Below are 16,142 nucleotides of genomic sequence, written 5' to 3'. Positions count from 1 at the left end.
TATACCTGAATATGTTGAATGGGGATTGATTGCGGTGACGTGGTGCAGGTGGTTATTTGCTGAGTAAATCCATCATGTTCTCGGCCATCACCCAGAGCGCCCTGTTGAGTTTCACGTCGCCATCAATACCGTTAACCGCGCGGGTGTGAGTACGTTTTCCCTGTGCGGTGCGTCCGCTCAGCCCGCCTTTCAACAACGATTCCTGAATGCGGTTATAAATGGTCCACAGGTCGTCCTGACGATCCTCATAGCGGCGTGGCGTCAGTATTTGCGTGGTGGTGATCGGCTGGTGTTCTTCACCAAAACGGTAGGTCAGTGCGGCGTTCGCCAGGGCGTGTTGTGCGGGTGGTGGTAACAGCAGCGACTGCATGGCGTCGCGTTTCTCTTCCACCCGATCAAAGACGCTGAGCACCTCGTAAGCGCCCTCAATCACTTTCCCTGCCACATCGCCACGATGCGGTACACGAATTTCACCGAACGACTGTCCGCAGACGAGTCCGTTGGTGCAGATGGCTCTGAACAGCCCTGGTAGCATCTGATATGAGCTGGAGCCATCGTGCGAGTTAAGCAGAATGATTTCGGGAACCTGCTGGCCGGTTATCTGACCGGTACGACGCAGCCGGAGTAGGTGTTTGGTGTGCTCCCGGCGGTCAGGGTCACGAACACGTGACTGACAGGCGAAGAAGGGCTGGAATCCTTCACGCTGCAGGTTCTCCAGCAGAGTAATGGTGGGGATATACGTGTAGGTCGGGCTGCGGGATTCGTGCTTGTCTTCCCCGAAGACGCTGGGTACGTACTGCATCAGTTCTTCACGGGTTAAGGGACGGTCTCGGCGGATCTGGTTTGTCCGCCCAAAGCGGCTGGCTAGTCTCATTGTTAATTTCCTGCGTTGGTTGACTGAACGGCATAAACAAAAAAGCCATGCTCCCCGAAGGGAACATGGCCTGATGGTGTTGCTGGTATCCGGGCGAGGCCTGTGGTGTGTCAGTCCCGGGGGATACCGTGGCTGAGCAGATAGCGGTTGAACCCTTCCCCGGCACTGGCTTCAAAATTCCACGCCCGCCAGGTTAACGTCCCCTCGCTGTCGCGAATAACCAGCCGAAAGTGCGTACCCTGGTCGTCTTCAATAGTGACATTGTGGTAAAGCGCGACCACGGCTTCAGCCTGTCGGCGGGTGAATGGCCCTGGTGGTAACGACGTATCGTCAGTGGCTTGCATATTCAGTTCCTGATGAATGACATAAAACAAAATGCCCCGCTCAGTGAGCAGGGCATCAGTGGGTTAAGTGTGTGGCAATAAGCTGCAGTATCTGTTCCATGAGCGCTGTGATTAAGGCACCTGCGAGCAGGGTTGCCGCCTGTCTGGCGATGTAAATACTGTCTTCGTCATAGCCTTCTTCGCGGAAGTGGTCTTCCACAAACTGCTGTGCCCTGCTGCTGGCGCACCATGTCAGCACCTGACGCAGGGTGTTGAGCACGATTTTCAGTAATGTCATTGGGTCAAATCTCAGAGGGGGGATCCGGATGAATCTGGGGCACACAGGAATGCCCCGGCCGGATAATAAGAGGAGAGCAGCGTTACTGCGGTGACGGAGATTCTGGCGGCACAGGGGCCTGACCATGAATAATGCGGTGCTTCGCCAGTGCCTGCGGCATATCGTTGATGCAGTATGTAATGTAGAAGACGTTGAAAATTACGGTATAAAACGCATTCATCTTCAGGTCAAACCGGAAGGTGTTCAGCGCATAGTGTCGCAGTGCTGCTCTGGCCTTAAAGGCCCAGACGATGTACATCACGCCGCAGGCGAGCGACAGAATGCCGCTTAAGGCCAGCAGTGTATCGCTGCCCGTGTCGTAGCCCGCCAGGTCCGGTGAGGCCATCACGCCGAACTGTCGTCCGAGCCCAAAACAGACGGCGAGCCAGATGATAAACAGGTTGCCGCAAACCGGATATCCGGTGGTGTCGCTGATAATATCCTGCTTTTTATACAGCCACAGTAACGGCCAGATGCCGCAGGTGGCGACGGTGAGCAGAACAAAATGCAGGGTTGGCGTCGCCAGTCGCTGGCTGAGTGTCGAAATGTCGGTCATTGGGATTTTCCTTGTTATACCGTGGGTTGATAAAAATGAGTGGGGTGGATATGGGGAAGCGTTCGCAGCGGCATTATGGTACGTCAAACTTCGCCACGCAGCCGCTGTCACCGAACGCGGGGATAACGCCGGCAGCGCCGTTCAGCGTGAACATCGCGGGTTTTGCATCTGAGCCTGAGACGACCACGTGCTTACCGGTACGCAAATGGTTCCACGCCCACATCAGGTTGTTTTCCCCCACGTGAGAGTCGCTCTCACTGATGTCGGCTACGTCAGCGTTATCGATTTTCATGGTCAGGGTCTGGCTGCTGTCCATGCTGACCTGATGGCCTCTCACGTCGGTGAAGATAATCGTGGCCGCCTGTGAGCCTGAGCTGTCGCAGGCGAGATACAGCTGAGATTGCCCCTTGCCGCGGATGGTGTATTCCGCCGTACCCTGTGCGAAGCCGCTGGTCCAGGCATCGTGATTGCCAAAGGCCTGAGATACAGTGGGTGTCAGCGCACTCAGCATGAACGCCGGTATCAGAATATGTTTTTTCATCGATTGTCCTTACCGTGTTGATTCAGGGATATGCCTTGCTGGCCGCGTGAAAATGGGGCGAGTGACCTCCTTAAAGCGTGGCAAAGCCTGCGATTCATCGCATTGATTTTTAATGAATAAATAACGTAATGACATAAATCCCCGTGGATTATGTAACCGTGGGATTCATCAGGTACAACGATAAATGTCGATCTGTTCGATCGACGAAATTGATCGTCGTTAAGCAAAAAGGCTTATCGACAGCGATGAAGGCTTTTATTTAACCGAAGAAAAATCCCCACAGGGAGCGTGCCGCACGGGCGACGGTGTGGGTGACTGCATGCAGCGCCGAACGGGCCACCTGCGGCAGCGGGGCGAAGTCAATGACCTTATCGATGACGTCCACCACGGCATCGCCAAAGCTGCTGCTGGCGGTGCTGATAACGGCTTCGGTGCGATACCCGGTCTGCAGGTGCGGCACCAGCGGACTGCGGGCCTGCTTTGGGAGCCGGGTAATCATGGCCTCCACCAGACGTGAGAGGCGGTAGCGCCCCCGTACCGAGACCGGCAGGATATCAATTTCGGCGATACCTAACTGACGGGCCACGGCCTGCTGCTTTTGCGCAATACGCTCCGCCTGCAACGCCGAAGGCTGAGCCGACAGCCAGTGCCATTGTTCGGCGGGTTCGGTTTTGTCCACCTGGTTGAGTACCCACAATACCGGCGGTTGTGGTCCGCTGAACTGCGCGAAGACGTCCTGATAAAACTGCTCTTCCACCGCATAAGCGCGGTCATCGGCCTTGAGCACCCACAGCACCATATCGAGCTGTGGCATGAGGTCACGGTACAGCTCACGGTATTCCCCGTCACGAGCCTGGCTTTCGCCCACGCCGGGTAAATCGACCAGCGTCAGATAATGGCTGCCAAAACGCAGCCGCATACGCTGAGGCTGGCGGGTACAGGCTTCCACCGCATTGACCGCACAGACTTCGCTGCGAAACAGTGCATTACACAAACTGCTCTTCCCGACACCGGTTTTGCCCATAATGCCAATGACGGGTTCGTACGTGACGAGTTGATTGAGCTCCTTCAGCAAATGCTGACGCAGCGCGTGTGGATAACGCCGCAGATGGCGGCGAATAAGGGCATAGCCTGAGGGATGTTTCATACTGGCCTCTGAATGAAAAAAGGGCCATCCGGAGGGGATGGCCTGTTGCAGATAAACGGGAGGGAATTCACTGAGGTGATATATATCTGTGATTTTTTTAAAACGACATCGACATTACTGTACGGGCTTTCTGAGCGTGCCATAATGTCGGCGGGTCCAATGCGTAATCAGTTTATGCAGACTGATCCCCCTTATTTCTGAGATTTCATCCAGCATGTCTTTGACTTCGGGGTCAAGCAACAGCGTGACCATCAGTTTCTCTTTATTTTTTTCCTGATATTTCTTAACGGAATAAATGCGGCTCAGTCTTTTGATGACGTCACGGTCACGGCGATCACAAAAATGATACATACAGGGAACAGCCAGCCGCAGTGATTCCGGGTTGACGCTGTTCAGACCAAATGACGGAAGCCCCTCATCAACAGCATATTCCATGACTTGTTTAATGGCTTCCGGAATGACCACGTTATCTTTAAATAAAAACCGAAAACGTTTCCTGAGTTTTGGCGCAACGAATGCCCATTCCTGGTGTAATTCGGTGATGATCCTTATTTTTGTTTTACAGGGGGAAGGGGATGTGTCAAAAATATTCTGGATGGCAAGCAGCCTTTCTTCCGGCGTATCCGGATGAACAATATTGACATCATCCGCTCTTGTCCAGTCATTCAGATCCAGTTTGTCTTTTTCATTACCTGTAATATTCAGGTACCCGTCATTCTGCAGTAATTCCAGAAAATGGAACCAGACAAACATGCCTGCCAGCTCATCCTCAGCAATCCAGGCGAAATATTTATTGTCGATGGCCGCTCTGGCCCATTCGTCTTTCCTGACCATCAGAAGATAAGGAACATGCTCCGGCTGCAGCGCGTAATCAACCCCTTTCAGCGCATCCGCCTCTTTACCATGGAGCACGGTCTCATAGAAGAAGTGGTGGATCTTTTCATTGAGCTCCGTGAGGTTGTATCCGCTGACGGCGACATGCTCACGATGCTCGTGCAGATAAAAGAGGGCTTCACGAACACTGCGTGCGTGCAGTTTTGGCAGGGTAATCTGCTCCATTTTTACCAATCCAGAATTTCATTAACGTGATTTTATGCAGAAATTTACTGTAATCCTGGAGTGATATCAAAAGATTCAAAGGTGAATCTTTGTGATGGAAGCAGGATATTTAAATTATAAATCATGATGATAAGTGTATTTTTTTATTGTTTTTAAGATGTACGAGAAACTGTACTTTTCAGCGCATGCTTCGCCCGGTAGTACAACGGAGAAAAGTGAATGATGACTCAGACGATGCTGGCTGCGGTTATGGCACGTGATTAACGGGTGGGAAAATACGCGTCAGGACATGCTATCGCCAGTGAAGCAGGAGGATGGATAGAACCACGCGTTGTGCGGACCCGGTCATCACCGGCAAGTCCCCCGGCTGTGGCGCCAATGACCCCGCCTGTCTTTATATCCACATGGCACAGTTGTATGTTTTGTGAAACCGCAATTCGGACAATGCATTTCGTTCTCCCTTATTACTGGCAATAACCACCCGTCTGAATGCACAGGTGGGCCGTGTCCCGGAGCAGGGAATAGGGTCGAGCTGGAGCGGGGGAAACATGCACGCGGGTATTTTACAGGACAGTTCACCGGGGAGACGGAACAAGGGTAGCGGCAGGGCATCAGAACCCCGTTTTTTCTTATCAGACACATTAACCTCCGTGAGCGAAATAACAAAACGGCAGCATTTCTGCTGCCGTTCGCACACTGGTAATATAGGTCTGAAATTTCTTTGAATGTGAATATTCAATACTGCTAGAGGGATGTAGGAACAGCAGAATTGAAGAATTATTTTAGGTTGTTTTGGTGTGTTTAATTATATGTAAATCCAATGCTAACTTGAGAGTAAAAAACAATGGTTACTTAATAAAATAATTGACGATTTTATAGTTTTCTTCTTCTATTGCATTTTAGTAGTTAAAGAGGGGGGCTGATGTCGGTTTGGTAATATAACTATATAGAAGAGTATCTTAAAACGTATTAGAGGAGTGTCAATGGGAGGCATTAAATCAGTGTTATTATAAGTCATTGGTGTAACGTTATTTCAATGGTGTCGCTACACAAAATTAGAAACAAGTAACTGGAATGGCATTGCAACCACTGAAGATCTCAGTATGACCCTATACCAGGGGGAGTAATTACCGTTATAAATAATCCGTACGATTACTATAGCATATTTGTAGAACTCATATCTGTAAATCCATTACCCCGACACCTTTCCCATCCCCCGGTACTTCATCAAAGTAATTTATTACTCCAACCTTGTATCTTATTGAACAACTAACGTAAGGACATTACTCATGAGTTTCAATACACACAGCCATTGCCCACTGAACAAAACCTATGTTAAACGTATCCAGGATACACTGAATAAATCGATTAATGAATATTCCCGTACGCTGGTATTGCGAGTGGATTTACGCCTGCCTGAGTTCGGTACAGACTCGTATAATTCAGACTCATCGTTAATCACCCGGTTCATTGTCTCCCTGAAAGCACAGATTGAAGCTGATTTACTGAAGAGAACGAATGCCGGTAAACGCATCCATCCGTGTCGTGTTCGTTATGTCTGGGCGCGTGAATTCAGTCGCACCGGCAAGAAACATTACCACGTGGTGTTACTCCTCAATCGTGAGGCTTATCCGTATCCGGGAAATTACCGGTCAGTGAACGGTGAGTATTCTCATAATCTGGCGTTCATGATTATGGAGGCCTGGGTACGTACGCTGGGGCTTAACGATGATCAGTATTACTCACTGGTGGAGTTTCCTGCTAACTGTTATTACCACCTGAGTAAAAACAGCGTTGATTTTAACACGCAGTACGCAAGTGTCACTGGTCGTATTAATTATCTGGCAAAAGAATACAGTAAAGACTATTCAGACGGTCAGCGTAATTTCGGGTGTAGCCAGTACTGATTAACCCGAGCAGTATTTTTTTACTGTCAGGGGATATGTTATGACAGAGTGCCTGGATAAGGATAAATCAGTATATCCCGGCGCCTCTGTTTTCCATTCCCTTAAGACAGAGAGAAACGTCATGACAATGCCGAATAATACTACAGGCCTGCTGAGTGATAAAATGGTCGATATGGTCTTCATCACTGAATTCACCGGGCTGAGTGATAAATGGTTTTATAAACTGATTTCACTGGGTGAGTTTCCTAAACCGATTAAACTGGGGCGTAGCTCCCGCTGGTTACAGAGTGAGGTGGAAGCCTGGGTTCAGAAACGCATTGCTGAATCCCGTGCGTAATAAATCCTGTTGCATGAATAATATTATGCCATTAAACCTCCTGTAAGCCTCCCTGCGGCGTTTAAATCTTCAAATAGCCCTGTCGGTTATCCTCGAAATTAAAAATGCGCAGAAACGCATACATTCATTATTCTGGTGCTTTAATTTGTAATGAGAGCCTGCGTGGGTGTTTTATATGTACTACACAGGTCTCTCACTGACACCGTTTGAATAATAAACGCTGGTGCGGATAATACGCGACGAAGAATGTCAGTCCTGAATGGATAGTGAGTTAAATAATCAAATGTGCAATAATGCAGACAAACAGCGCTGAGTCAGTAAGTGATTTTTTAGTGGGTTTTCATAACAATAATTTAACATTATGGTGTGGCGTCACGGCCGCTGGAGCCAGAACCAGCCGGGAGCTTCACGGTTTACAACTGGATTAAATTTGCACTATTTTCGCATGGATTTTTTCACGGCATACAGCTAAAGGTGCTAAAGAAGTAAATTTTAGCAGCTTTAGCGTGTGTCAGAGAGAAGTCTGGTCTGTTTTGAGACTAACTTCTGACGGTAAGTGATGCCGCGTCTGCCGGATTGACCGCACAGACTGTCCTTATGGCATTATGTGACATAACCGCAACAATCATTACCATTGCAGTCTGGTGGGATCATAACCACTCAGCGGGGGTGTGGCATTATTTTTGTAGTTAACAACGTTAAACGTCGGGAAGAAAGGGTTGAGGGGAGTGATATAATTGTACACGCCTGTCTGTGCTACTGCGATATAAAGCGCACGTTGTGGTGGATAACACAGGGTGACAATCAGTCCCAACTGAATAAGCTGATTCAGTACTGGCGTTAAACGTTCAACTTTTCGCAGCCTGGCCGGGCCGTGAGTCTCCAGTTCATTTTTCGAAAAAGGCTGCCACGGATTAAGGCCCACATCCTGAATGCCACCAAACTGATTGACGACACCTTTCATTTTTCCTTTGGGGTTATTAAATTTGTTTTTTATCCAGTCAAATAACTCATACACATCCTGCTGTAACTGATACTGTTCGCTCAGCACGTAAAAATACCTGTCGGCCTGGTTAAGATGCCATTCAGTAAGAGCAAAGGCATCCTGCAGTGTACTTTCAGAGATACCTTCTTTTGAACTGAAGCTAAATAACGCAGCAATGCGTATTGCATGACTGCCTGCTTTAGAAACAAATTCCGCGATATGCTCCAGGGGGTGATTCTCACCAATCAGTGACTGATAGTGACTTATCTTATCTTCAAATAACCTCTTAGCATTGTCTGACAGTGCTAACGTCTTTTTAGTATCTGAACCGTCATAAAAGCGTTTCTTTTGTTCCTGAAGGATACGGTTAAAGCCTCTGTGAAGGGACTCAAAGGCACTTTTCGATTTCTCCTGATGTAAATTTATTTTTCGTTGCCCGATAGTACTCGCCGTATGCGTAAAAAGAAACCGGGCCAGAAATCCACTGGAAACAGCCCGCCTGCCATGCTTCTCTAAATATTCGTCAAATATCTCAGGCTGCACCATGAGTAAAAAGGTCAGGTATGCATTGAGTCGGATATTACCGTCTTTTTTCCGGGATAGCGAAAGGGGTTCATTTTTCCAGATTTTGTTAAGCAGGCCCAGGTTGTTTTTCAGGTGGCCGGTAAAAAAGGTAATCGCTTCATCAGCGAATACCCCGGCGTAAGGGTATTCTTTTAACCCCTGAATTATTCCCTCGGGTGTGGCATCTTCATAGAACATGTCAAATGCCCTGGGTTTTGTTGGCTCTGCGGCCTGGTGTTCGCGAAGCAATAATTCCTCAATGTCACTGTCTCCACCATGTTTAGCGGCTTTCTGAAAACTACGGTTGAGTGCTTTTTCTTTTGAAGACCAGATAGCATAGTCTTTTTTATAAACATCAAACAGGGCTTCATATTCAGCATGCATTTCTGCCGCGAAATTCTCGAAGGGCTCCATGATGCATTCACGGACGGGGCTCTTTCCTTCACCCGATTTTGCCAGTACCAGAAAATACAGGGAGCAGGGCTCCGGTTTTTTATTTCCGAAAGGAGAGGCAACGTTAATCAAAGGCTGCAGGGCCAGAGCAAAAGCCGCCAGAACGGTACTGCCGATCATCTCGACAGGAATTTGTGTGTCTTCATGAAACGCGGTGATTGCATCACGTAAAAAAGGCGGAAAAGTCTCAACAGGGTAATTATTGGCGTTATTCATTGTTATCGCTCACATGACTGATTTGAATTTTATGTTCAGCAGGATAAGCAAACCGACCACCAAAAGCGAGTGAGCGAGCATTTAGCTTATTGTGATGGCTCTGGCGCGAATCAAGTTCCTGCCTTGCCATACCCAATCATTTTAATCTTCTGTACCGCTGCAAATCACTCCCCCTTGCTGGCACAACGTTGAGAGTACGTTAATGAATCTTTACCCGCACGCAACATCTGGGCAGCGAAAAAAAAACGCGAGGGCAAAACCAAATATCATCGCATCGACCAAACCAAACGTGAAATCAGCACCGGTAAAGATCCATATAAATCGCCTGATAATGTTGGAACGTCAGATGTACGGACGTGACGGATTCAAGTTACTGAGGCAGTAGGTGGCTGTACAGCCACCTACTGTCGCATAAAGTAAAAATTCACCAAGCTTAGTGAGACTAGAGGTTGATCATGTCTTCGTCTCACCCAACCAACCTAGAAAGCTGTGGATCGTTGCGTACCAGCAAACACCAACGAGCAACAGCCGATAGTTCAGCTGTTGTGGTGGTCATTGCGCGCACTCGAGCTCGAACTTCGATCAACTTCGCTTTGGCTGCTGGATTATTGCCTGTCGTGCAACGGGATTTGGCTTGTGTAAAATCATCAATTAGCCTGTCAACTTGCTGCCAGACTTTGCGACGAGCTTCTGCCAGGGGAGGATGTTCATTGAGTTTGAGCCGCTTTACCGTCTCGTTGACCCGCTCCTGCTCCCAAGCAGAGGAACCTGGCATAGGAATGACCTTCCCTTCTTCGTCGAAGGCGATAAGCGCAACGTCATCATCATCAATCGGATCGAGTAGATAACGCGTTTCAGATTCCTCACAGGGCTCGGAGTAGGTTGAACAAAGTGAGCCGTCCTTGAGTGGAAACCATCCACCTTTTTTACGGTTACCAACATTGCCGCACACGCGAAAATTCATGTAGTCAAATGCCAGCCACCAGTAGCCATCACGCAGACTTGTATCCAATGCCTTAGCTTCTTTCTTGGGTCGAAAATGCTCCACATCATAATGTGAGTACAGCTCGCGCACCTCTGAAAACCAACATTTCCCCCCAGACAACGCCAGTAACCAAGGTTTTAATTTTCCCCAATGGCTGCTGTGTTTATCTATCAACTCATTGCGCTCTTTAATTGTTCCCGCAGCATCGAGTTTGGCAAGTTCGCCTACCAGGCGATCAGACTCTTTCAACCAAGCGTCCCAATCGGCTGGTGACCAGCGAATCTCAGCGGGAAGGTCTGCATCAATTGGGAGCTTATTTTCAAGATCGATAAAAATCACTCACCATCCTCCTCTCGCAAAATCTCATCAATGATCGAATCGGCAATGGCATCCTGCTCGGCCTGTTCCTCGGGTGTGAGCACGGGTTTGCGGAAACGGCGGTGTTGCGCCATCTTGCGCACAAACATTGCGTAATCGGGGTCACGGAAGTCAGCGGTCGAAAAGCCCAGGTCAGCCAGCTCTGCTGACAAGCGGCTCAGTTCCTCATCCTCTTCGGGGGAGCGAGGTGACAGGACGAACAGTTCATTGCGCCGGAAGAGGCGTCGCTCGGTTTCGATATCCAGCGTGGATGACAAACCAAACAATTCGCTCTTGAGTAGCCCAGTGACGCCCATCCCTTGCGGGTGCTCATCCGGGATCTCGACCAACGTACGGTTACCATCACGACGCAGGATATATACTTGCTCGCGCTTCAAGCTGCCCACCATCATGGGGTCATGAGTGGTGATGATTATTTGCGACTCGCTTTTAACCATCGTTGCATCATCGGAACTCAGCACGCCTTCAATATCGTCGAAGTAGCGCAATTTCCAGATCGGGTTGAGATGGGTATCAGGTTCATCAAGCAGGAACAGGCACTGGTCTTCACGGGTGATGCGCATCAGGCCCAACACGGTGAGCATTTGCAGCTCTCCTTCTGACAAATGTGTGAAGCTTACCTTGCCGCCGTGTTCATCACGCTTCTTCACCGTGATGCGCACTTCGTCTATCAGATCACCAATGTAAGCCCCCTCGGCGTAGCGGAAGAAGCTGTCGGTACTGCCGATCAGTTCGCCAAGTAGCTTAAGCTTCTCCTGACTTGGCACAAAAAGGTACAGCTGTTTTTGTTTTTCGTTTCGGCCACGGAAGTCGATCTGTTTGGTCGCCTCTTGCTCAATTGGAGCCCAAGCCACTTGCCAGAGTTTGTCGAGGAATTCGCTCACCACATTTCCGCGCGCATACCAGAATCGCGGATCGCCCTCGTTCAGTTCTTGCTCGTCAAATTTGCCGCTACGCCGCTTTTCACGCAATCGGTACGGTTCCTTCAACACAAACAGTGCGGATTCCAGCGACTCTATGTGTAGGTTCTTTAGCACCTTCTTAAACACTGGGTCATCTGATAGTAGACAAGCCAGCAGCACCAGTTGGCTATGGCCACCGCGACAATAGAACAGGCGGCGCAAGCGGTCGTCTCCCGCTTGCTTCAACCGCGACTCGTGACGACGTTTGGCTTCTTCGACAGCGCGAATATCTGACTCGGAGCCGGTAAAGTTCTCCAGCAGTTGCTCAGACAGCACTTCATCTGTAGTGATTTCCTGGCGCTGGTTAAAGCGGCGCTGGTGCTCTTGAAACAAAACTTCGATGCGCTCGTTGCGGCCCGAGTAATAGGCAAAAATATGCGCAGGCAACAGCTCACGGTTTTTCAGCAAATAGCCCTGTGATTCGACTTTACCGTCCACCCAAACATAGGGGCGCTTCTGCTTGAAGGTATCGGCCTCAATGCGCACAACATGGCCGCGAATACTATATTCCAGCGTGAAATCGAAGGCGGCGTCACGGTCGAGATCAACATCACGGAAGATGGTGATCAATGCTTCGATCAAATTGGACTTGCCGGTGCCGTTCTGGCCAATCAGAGCATGGCTACGGATGGGTTTGGGTGGTGCATCTGTTGCGCTTGTAGTTGGCTGCGAGTGCGTTGCGAAAGCGATGTCGAGATCGCGCAGGTTTCGAAAGGTTGGGATGAGAATGCGCAGCAGTTGCATATCAGGCGCTCACCGTATCGGATGGTTTTTCACGCACTTCGGCGGGGGCCGGTTCCAGAATCCAGCCGCGTAATACTTCTATTTTCAGTTGCGCGTAAAAGGCATCGATCTCTCCGCCGAAGCGCTGCCATAAATCCTTGGCGCTCATTTCGCCGTGGTGGCGGGCCAGAATGGTGGCCAGCGGAGCTTGGGCTTTGATATCGGGTACTGTACCCAAGCGTAGTGGGGCGATCAGCTCGGTTTGTGGGGCTTTCATGGGTTCCTCTTCTTGTTCGATGGCGATGCCGGTGATGCTTGCCACAGATGCAACAGCCAATTTCTCAGCCACCTGCAGCGATCGCTTCAGTTGCCGCTCCATTACGTCACAGAAACGCATTAACTCCTTCACTAGAGCAACAATTCGGTGCTGCTCTGCAATAGGAGGTAATGGAATTTCAAATTGCTCTAATACTTTCTTGCTCAAGCCTTCACGAGCCATCCCGACTTGACGCTCCCAAATCATAGATTGGGTGTAAGGCGACAAAATGCAAATATGAAGATACTCGCACAGTTGGGGATCAGTCAGGCGAATAATCGTAACATGCTGACTGACGTTTGCTTCGCCAAATTCTGAGGGGACCAGTGTACAGCGCCCCAATGAAGCGCCCGTAATATTCAGCAGTACATCGTTACCCAATACTGCAGTCCCAGACATACGCTCGTGCTCTTCCGTGGTAATGCAAGCTATATCGTCCAGATGCAGACCATCGTTCCAAACGTTCTGTGATCGCAAGAATGGAATGCCCTTTTTAACGTAAACGTCTCTGCCCCCTTTAGGGGTGCTGCCTGAGCCGATCTTATTCGTGATCTGGCCAAGTCGCACAAACGCCCATCCCTTTGGAAGAGAAAAGGGGTGTTCATTTTCGGAAAGTGCTGTCATTGCGGTCTGTTTAGCGATGAGTTTTTGCTTTGCCAAGGCTGCTTTTGTAGCAGTGACATCCGCCAACCAATTGTTAATTGGTTCATCGGCTTCCGACTGTTCAACCAGAAGTCCATGAACGGCCAAATCAAGAATCAGATCGCGTAATTGCCCTACATCCTCCGGGGCATGAAACAGTCGCCCAAAGTTTTCAGCTAAGCGCGTCCATGTGGATTGCAGTTCGCGCGGACTGGTGGTTTTGGCGACGGCTTGTAAAGTGGACTGGCGGAGGGCATTTTGCAGTATGCGGCGGGCTTGCTGCTGCGCCTCCAACTTGTCGCACAAAGCCATCAGCTCCTCGACTTTGGCGACAATGCGGGACTGTTCTTCGATAGGTAACACAGGATAAGCCGCCAACTCAAGGTCATCTCTTGAAAAACCTGGAATCATGCTCTTGGACTTTTCGACCAGTTGACTAACAAAGCCATCAAGCCAGATTTTCAGAAAACCTGTGTCTAGTTTTTTCGAGAAATTCCTTATTGCCATGATTTGGCGAGCAATATGAACTTCGCCAAGGGTATTGAATACTGTTTTTCCAATAGTACCCTTACATGTTATTAACAAGTCACCAGTGCTTGAAATCACAACAGGGTCTGGGGTCCATCGGTTAACTACAATGATCCCGTTCACAATATTGCTAGCACCTGTTATATACGGAATTCCATTTTTTGAATCGTTGTACTTACTAGGCACCAGATCGCGACCAGATAAAAGTTGCCAGAGCTCACCAAAACGAGCCCACTCCCAATGCGATGGAGCATCAACGGCGATTTCTCTCCTCAACACTTCTGGATACGGCTTCTGACGCGGGAGCTTTTTACAGGAAACCAGCTCCGCTTTAATCGCACGAACTTCGTCCAGCAAAACACGTGACGACACATCAGATTCTGTGTAAACGATTAGTTTTCCTTGCACCGCAAGTTCCAGGATCAACTCCCGCAGTTTCCCAATCCCCCCCGGCGCATTGGCAATATGTCCAAACTCAGCCAAAAATTGTTTCGCGTCCATCAGGCATCCTCATCAACAAAATGATGTGCCAGCACGGCTGCCAACTCACTTTTGAGCTGGTTCTCAGTTTCTTCAATTTCTCCCAGCAGCTTTTTGTATTTCTCTAGAAGTACGTCTGGGTCGTGGGTTTCTTCTTCTGCCGTATTGGGGTTTTTGATGTCAAGATTAAAAATCGGCCAGTAGATACGGTCACCAGCTGCTTGTGCGTCTCGGGCTTGCAAGCGTAGCGGTTCAGCTTGAGCGCGCAACGCTGCGATCTGTGCGTCGATCTTTTCGCGATAGGCAGCATCAGTGGTACCGACCAGGCTCCTGCGCAAGTCACTCGCTTCACTTTCGAGCGCAGCGGCCTGGTTATTCAGCTCTTCAGCGCGTTGCCAGTATGGTTGCACAGCGGCTTCAGCCTGTTCGCGCTTAGTTTTGAAATCCACCTTCCAGGCGAATTCGTTTTCTACGCGATCGGCAAAATCGTTATCCTCCGAGCCCCACCAGTTTCGCTCGGCTTCGAATTCTTCTAGCCGGATAGGCTTGGTTTTGGAGTAGCTCTTGTAGCCCGCTGGATAGGGGTGTTCGTAATACCAGATGGTGTCGGTGTGGAAGTATTCAGTGCCATCGTCCACCGTGCCACCCTTGGTGAAGAACAGCAGGTTGGTCTTGATGGTGGTATATGGAGCAAAAACGCCTTTAGGTAAGCGGATAATGGTGTGCAATTTGCAGTCGCGCAGCAGCAGTTTTTTAAGCGTGCCTTTGATGCCCTCGCCAAACAGAAAACCATCAGGTAACACCACGGCGGCGCGCCCTTTTTCCTTCAATAATTTTTTGATGATGAGCGCCATAAACATGTCAGCTGTTTCGCGGGTGCGCAGATCAGCAGGATAGTCACTGCCCACGCCATCATCTTCATAGCCTCCAAATGGGGGGTTGGTGATAATGCAGTCAACCTTGTCGCTGGCCTTCCACTCGTTCCATCCGATGCCTAGGGTATTTTTATGCTCGATCTGGCTGGGAACGTCAATTCCATGCAGTAGCATGTTTGTGGTGCAGAGCAGGTGCGGCAACTGCTTCTTTTCGATGCCGAGGATCAGCGCTTCAATGGCGCGCTTGTCTTCAGGGCGTGGTGATTTCATTGTCGCGAGTTGGTTGCGGAAATGCTCTATGGCAGCGGTCAAAAAACCGCCTGTTCCACAGGCAGGGTCCATTACTGTCTCACGCTTATCTAAACGCGGGTTGATCCTATCAACCATAAAAGCGGTGATGGCGCGCGGAGTGTAAAATTCCCCTGCGTTACCTGCACCGCGCAAATCGTTGAGTAATTGCTCGTACACATCGCCAATATTTGCACGGATGGTAAAATCGTGGAAATTGATAGCATCTTCAAGCTTTTCGATCACTGCCAGCATCTGCGGGCCGGATTTCATGTAGTTATTCGCATCTTCAAAGACACTGCGGATGACTTTGTGCCGAGGGCTTTTGTTAGCATCAATCTCTTTGAGTGTTGGGAATAACTCGTTGTTGACGAAGCTAATCAATTCGCTACCGGCAATTTGTGGCTTCTTTTTGCCATCAGCCCCCGCTATATAAGCTGCCCAGTTACGCCAACGGTACTCTTTGGGCAAGGGAGATATATACGCCGGATTATCATCCGCCCATTCCTCCTCGCGCTGGTCAAACACTTTGAGGAACAACATCCATGTGAGCTGGCCGAGACGCTGTGCATCACCGTCGACGCCGTCATCTTTGCGCATGATGTCTTGAATGGATTTAATGGTACTGCTGAGATTCATCTTTTTATTCGCTGTTGAGGGCTGCTG

General features: G+C 49.5%; 14 protein-coding genes. 2 read left to right on the top strand and 12 right to left on the bottom strand.

Annotated elements, in window-relative coordinates; translation table 11 throughout:
• Positions 1 to 52 precede the first annotated feature (52 nt).
• The 7 genes from ACERY3_RS19705 to ACERY3_RS19675 all read right to left on the bottom strand — a co-directional run bounded on the left by ACERY3_RS19705 (position 53) and on the right by ACERY3_RS19675 (position 4,837).
• Complete coding sequence (locus tag ACERY3_RS19705; RefSeq protein WP_373226336.1) at positions 53 to 874, bottom strand: DUF932 domain-containing protein; 822 nt, start codon at positions 872 to 874, stop codon at positions 53 to 55.
• Between the two features lie 110 nt (positions 875 to 984).
• Positions 985 to 1,218 carry a DUF905 domain-containing protein gene (locus ACERY3_RS19700; protein ID WP_373226335.1) on the bottom strand — a complete coding sequence of 78 codons (234 nt, stop codon included), beginning with the start codon at positions 1,216 to 1,218 and terminating at the stop codon, positions 985 to 987.
• A 55-nt stretch (positions 1,219 to 1,273) separates the two neighbouring features.
• Positions 1,274 to 1,495: a hypothetical protein gene (locus tag ACERY3_RS19695; RefSeq protein WP_009652443.1), complete on the bottom strand. Its 222-nt coding sequence runs from the start codon at positions 1,493 to 1,495 to the stop codon at positions 1,274 to 1,276.
• An 82-nt stretch (positions 1,496 to 1,577) separates the two neighbouring features.
• Positions 1,578 to 2,090: a DUF4234 domain-containing protein gene (locus ACERY3_RS19690; protein WP_373226333.1), complete on the bottom strand. Its 513-nt coding sequence runs from the start codon at positions 2,088 to 2,090 to the stop codon at positions 1,578 to 1,580.
• A 73-nt stretch (positions 2,091 to 2,163) separates the two neighbouring features.
• Positions 2,164 to 2,631 (bottom strand): hypothetical protein, encoded by a 468-nt coding sequence (locus ACERY3_RS19685; RefSeq protein ID WP_373226331.1) that lies wholly within the window; start codon positions 2,629 to 2,631, stop codon positions 2,164 to 2,166.
• A gap of 259 nt (positions 2,632 to 2,890) precedes the next feature.
• Positions 2,891 to 3,778 carry a GTPase family protein gene (locus ACERY3_RS19680; RefSeq protein WP_373226330.1) on the bottom strand — a complete coding sequence of 296 codons (888 nt, stop codon included), beginning with the start codon at positions 3,776 to 3,778 and terminating at the stop codon, positions 2,891 to 2,893.
• Between the two features lie 114 nt (positions 3,779 to 3,892).
• On the bottom strand, positions 3,893 to 4,837 hold the full coding sequence (locus tag ACERY3_RS19675; protein WP_373226328.1) for a hypothetical protein: 945 nt from the start codon (positions 4,835 to 4,837) through the stop codon (positions 3,893 to 3,895).
• Positions 4,838 to 6,126: 1,289 nt separating this feature from the next.
• Between ACERY3_RS19675 and ACERY3_RS19670 the strand changes: the two genes are divergently transcribed.
• Together ACERY3_RS19670 and ACERY3_RS19665 are read left to right on the top strand one after the other, a co-directional pair.
• Entirely contained in the window at positions 6,127 to 6,744 is a 618-nt protein-coding gene (locus ACERY3_RS19670; RefSeq protein ID WP_373226327.1) for an inovirus Gp2 family protein, read from the top strand.
• 121 nt (positions 6,745 to 6,865) lie between these two features.
• The gene (locus tag ACERY3_RS19665) at positions 6,866 to 7,081 is read left to right on the top strand and encodes an AlpA family transcriptional regulator (RefSeq protein ID WP_239044556.1); all 216 of its coding nucleotides are present in this window, start codon (positions 6,866 to 6,868) and stop codon (positions 7,079 to 7,081) included.
• A 628-nt stretch (positions 7,082 to 7,709) separates the two neighbouring features.
• Here ACERY3_RS19665 and ACERY3_RS19660 read toward each other — a convergent pair.
• The 5 genes from ACERY3_RS19660 to ACERY3_RS19640 all read right to left on the bottom strand — a co-directional run bounded on the left by ACERY3_RS19660 (position 7,710) and on the right by ACERY3_RS19640 (position 16,115).
• Positions 7,710 to 9,299: a YfjI family protein gene (locus tag ACERY3_RS19660; protein WP_373226326.1), complete on the bottom strand. Its 1,590-nt coding sequence runs from the start codon at positions 9,297 to 9,299 to the stop codon at positions 7,710 to 7,712.
• A 466-nt stretch (positions 9,300 to 9,765) separates the two neighbouring features.
• The gene (locus tag ACERY3_RS19655) at positions 9,766 to 10,623 is read right to left on the bottom strand and encodes a hypothetical protein (protein ID WP_149330511.1); all 858 of its coding nucleotides are present in this window, start codon (positions 10,621 to 10,623) and stop codon (positions 9,766 to 9,768) included.
• Positions 10,620 to 12,368, bottom strand: coding sequence for an AAA family ATPase (locus tag ACERY3_RS19650; RefSeq protein ID WP_373226325.1), 1,749 nt, complete (start codon positions 12,366 to 12,368; stop codon positions 10,620 to 10,622). The genes ACERY3_RS19655 and ACERY3_RS19650 overlap by 4 nt, the downstream gene beginning before the upstream one ends.
• A 1-nt stretch (position 12,369) precedes the next feature.
• Positions 12,370 to 14,334 (bottom strand): restriction endonuclease subunit S, encoded by a 1,965-nt coding sequence (locus tag ACERY3_RS19645; RefSeq protein ID WP_373226324.1) that lies wholly within the window; start codon positions 14,332 to 14,334, stop codon positions 12,370 to 12,372.
• Entirely contained in the window at positions 14,334 to 16,115 is a 1,782-nt protein-coding gene (locus tag ACERY3_RS19640; RefSeq protein WP_373226323.1) for an N-6 DNA methylase, read from the bottom strand. The genes ACERY3_RS19645 and ACERY3_RS19640 overlap by 1 nt, the downstream gene beginning before the upstream one ends.
• Positions 16,116 to 16,142: the final 27 nt, after the last annotated feature.

Origin of the sequence: Enterobacter cloacae complex sp. ESBL7 (assembly GCF_041679625.1) — a bacterium.
Taxonomy (GTDB): Bacteria; Pseudomonadota; Gammaproteobacteria; order Enterobacterales; family Enterobacteriaceae; genus Enterobacter; species Enterobacter asburiae_B.
The sequence above is the reverse complement of the archived record's forward strand: the minus strand, read 5'-3'. Positions and strand labels throughout refer to the sequence as shown.

Bases quoted from the DNA above. Each gene is read 5' to 3' on its own strand.
- ACERY3_RS19705 (WP_373226336.1), bottom strand. From the start codon at position 874: ATGAGACTAGCCAGCCGCTTTGGGCGGACAAACCAGATCCGCCGAGAC.
- ACERY3_RS19700 (WP_373226335.1), bottom strand. From the start codon at position 1,218: ATGCAAGCCACTGACGATACGTCGTTACCACCAGGGCCATTCACCCGC.
- ACERY3_RS19695 (WP_009652443.1), bottom strand. From the start codon at position 1,495: ATGACATTACTGAAAATCGTGCTCAACACCCTGCGTCAGGTGCTGACA.
- ACERY3_RS19690 (WP_373226333.1), bottom strand. From the start codon at position 2,090: ATGACCGACATTTCGACACTCAGCCAGCGACTGGCGACGCCAACCCTG.
- ACERY3_RS19685 (WP_373226331.1), bottom strand. From the start codon at position 2,631: ATGAAAAAACATATTCTGATACCGGCGTTCATGCTGAGTGCGCTGACA.
- ACERY3_RS19680 (WP_373226330.1), bottom strand. From the start codon at position 3,778: ATGAAACATCCCTCAGGCTATGCCCTTATTCGCCGCCATCTGCGGCGT.
- ACERY3_RS19675 (WP_373226328.1), bottom strand. From the start codon at position 4,837: ATGGAGCAGATTACCCTGCCAAAACTGCACGCACGCAGTGTTCGTGAA.
- ACERY3_RS19670 (WP_373226327.1), top strand. From the start codon at position 6,127: ATGAGTTTCAATACACACAGCCATTGCCCACTGAACAAAACCTATGTT.
- ACERY3_RS19665 (WP_239044556.1), top strand. From the start codon at position 6,866: ATGACAATGCCGAATAATACTACAGGCCTGCTGAGTGATAAAATGGTC.
- ACERY3_RS19660 (WP_373226326.1), bottom strand. From the start codon at position 9,299: ATGAATAACGCCAATAATTACCCTGTTGAGACTTTTCCGCCTTTTTTA.
- ACERY3_RS19650 (WP_373226325.1), bottom strand. From the start codon at position 12,368: ATGCAACTGCTGCGCATTCTCATCCCAACCTTTCGAAACCTGCGCGAT.
- ACERY3_RS19645 (WP_373226324.1), bottom strand. From the start codon at position 14,334: ATGGACGCGAAACAATTTTTGGCTGAGTTTGGACATATTGCCAATGCG.
- ACERY3_RS19640 (WP_373226323.1), bottom strand. From the start codon at position 16,115: ATGAATCTCAGCAGTACCATTAAATCCATTCAAGACATCATGCGCAAA.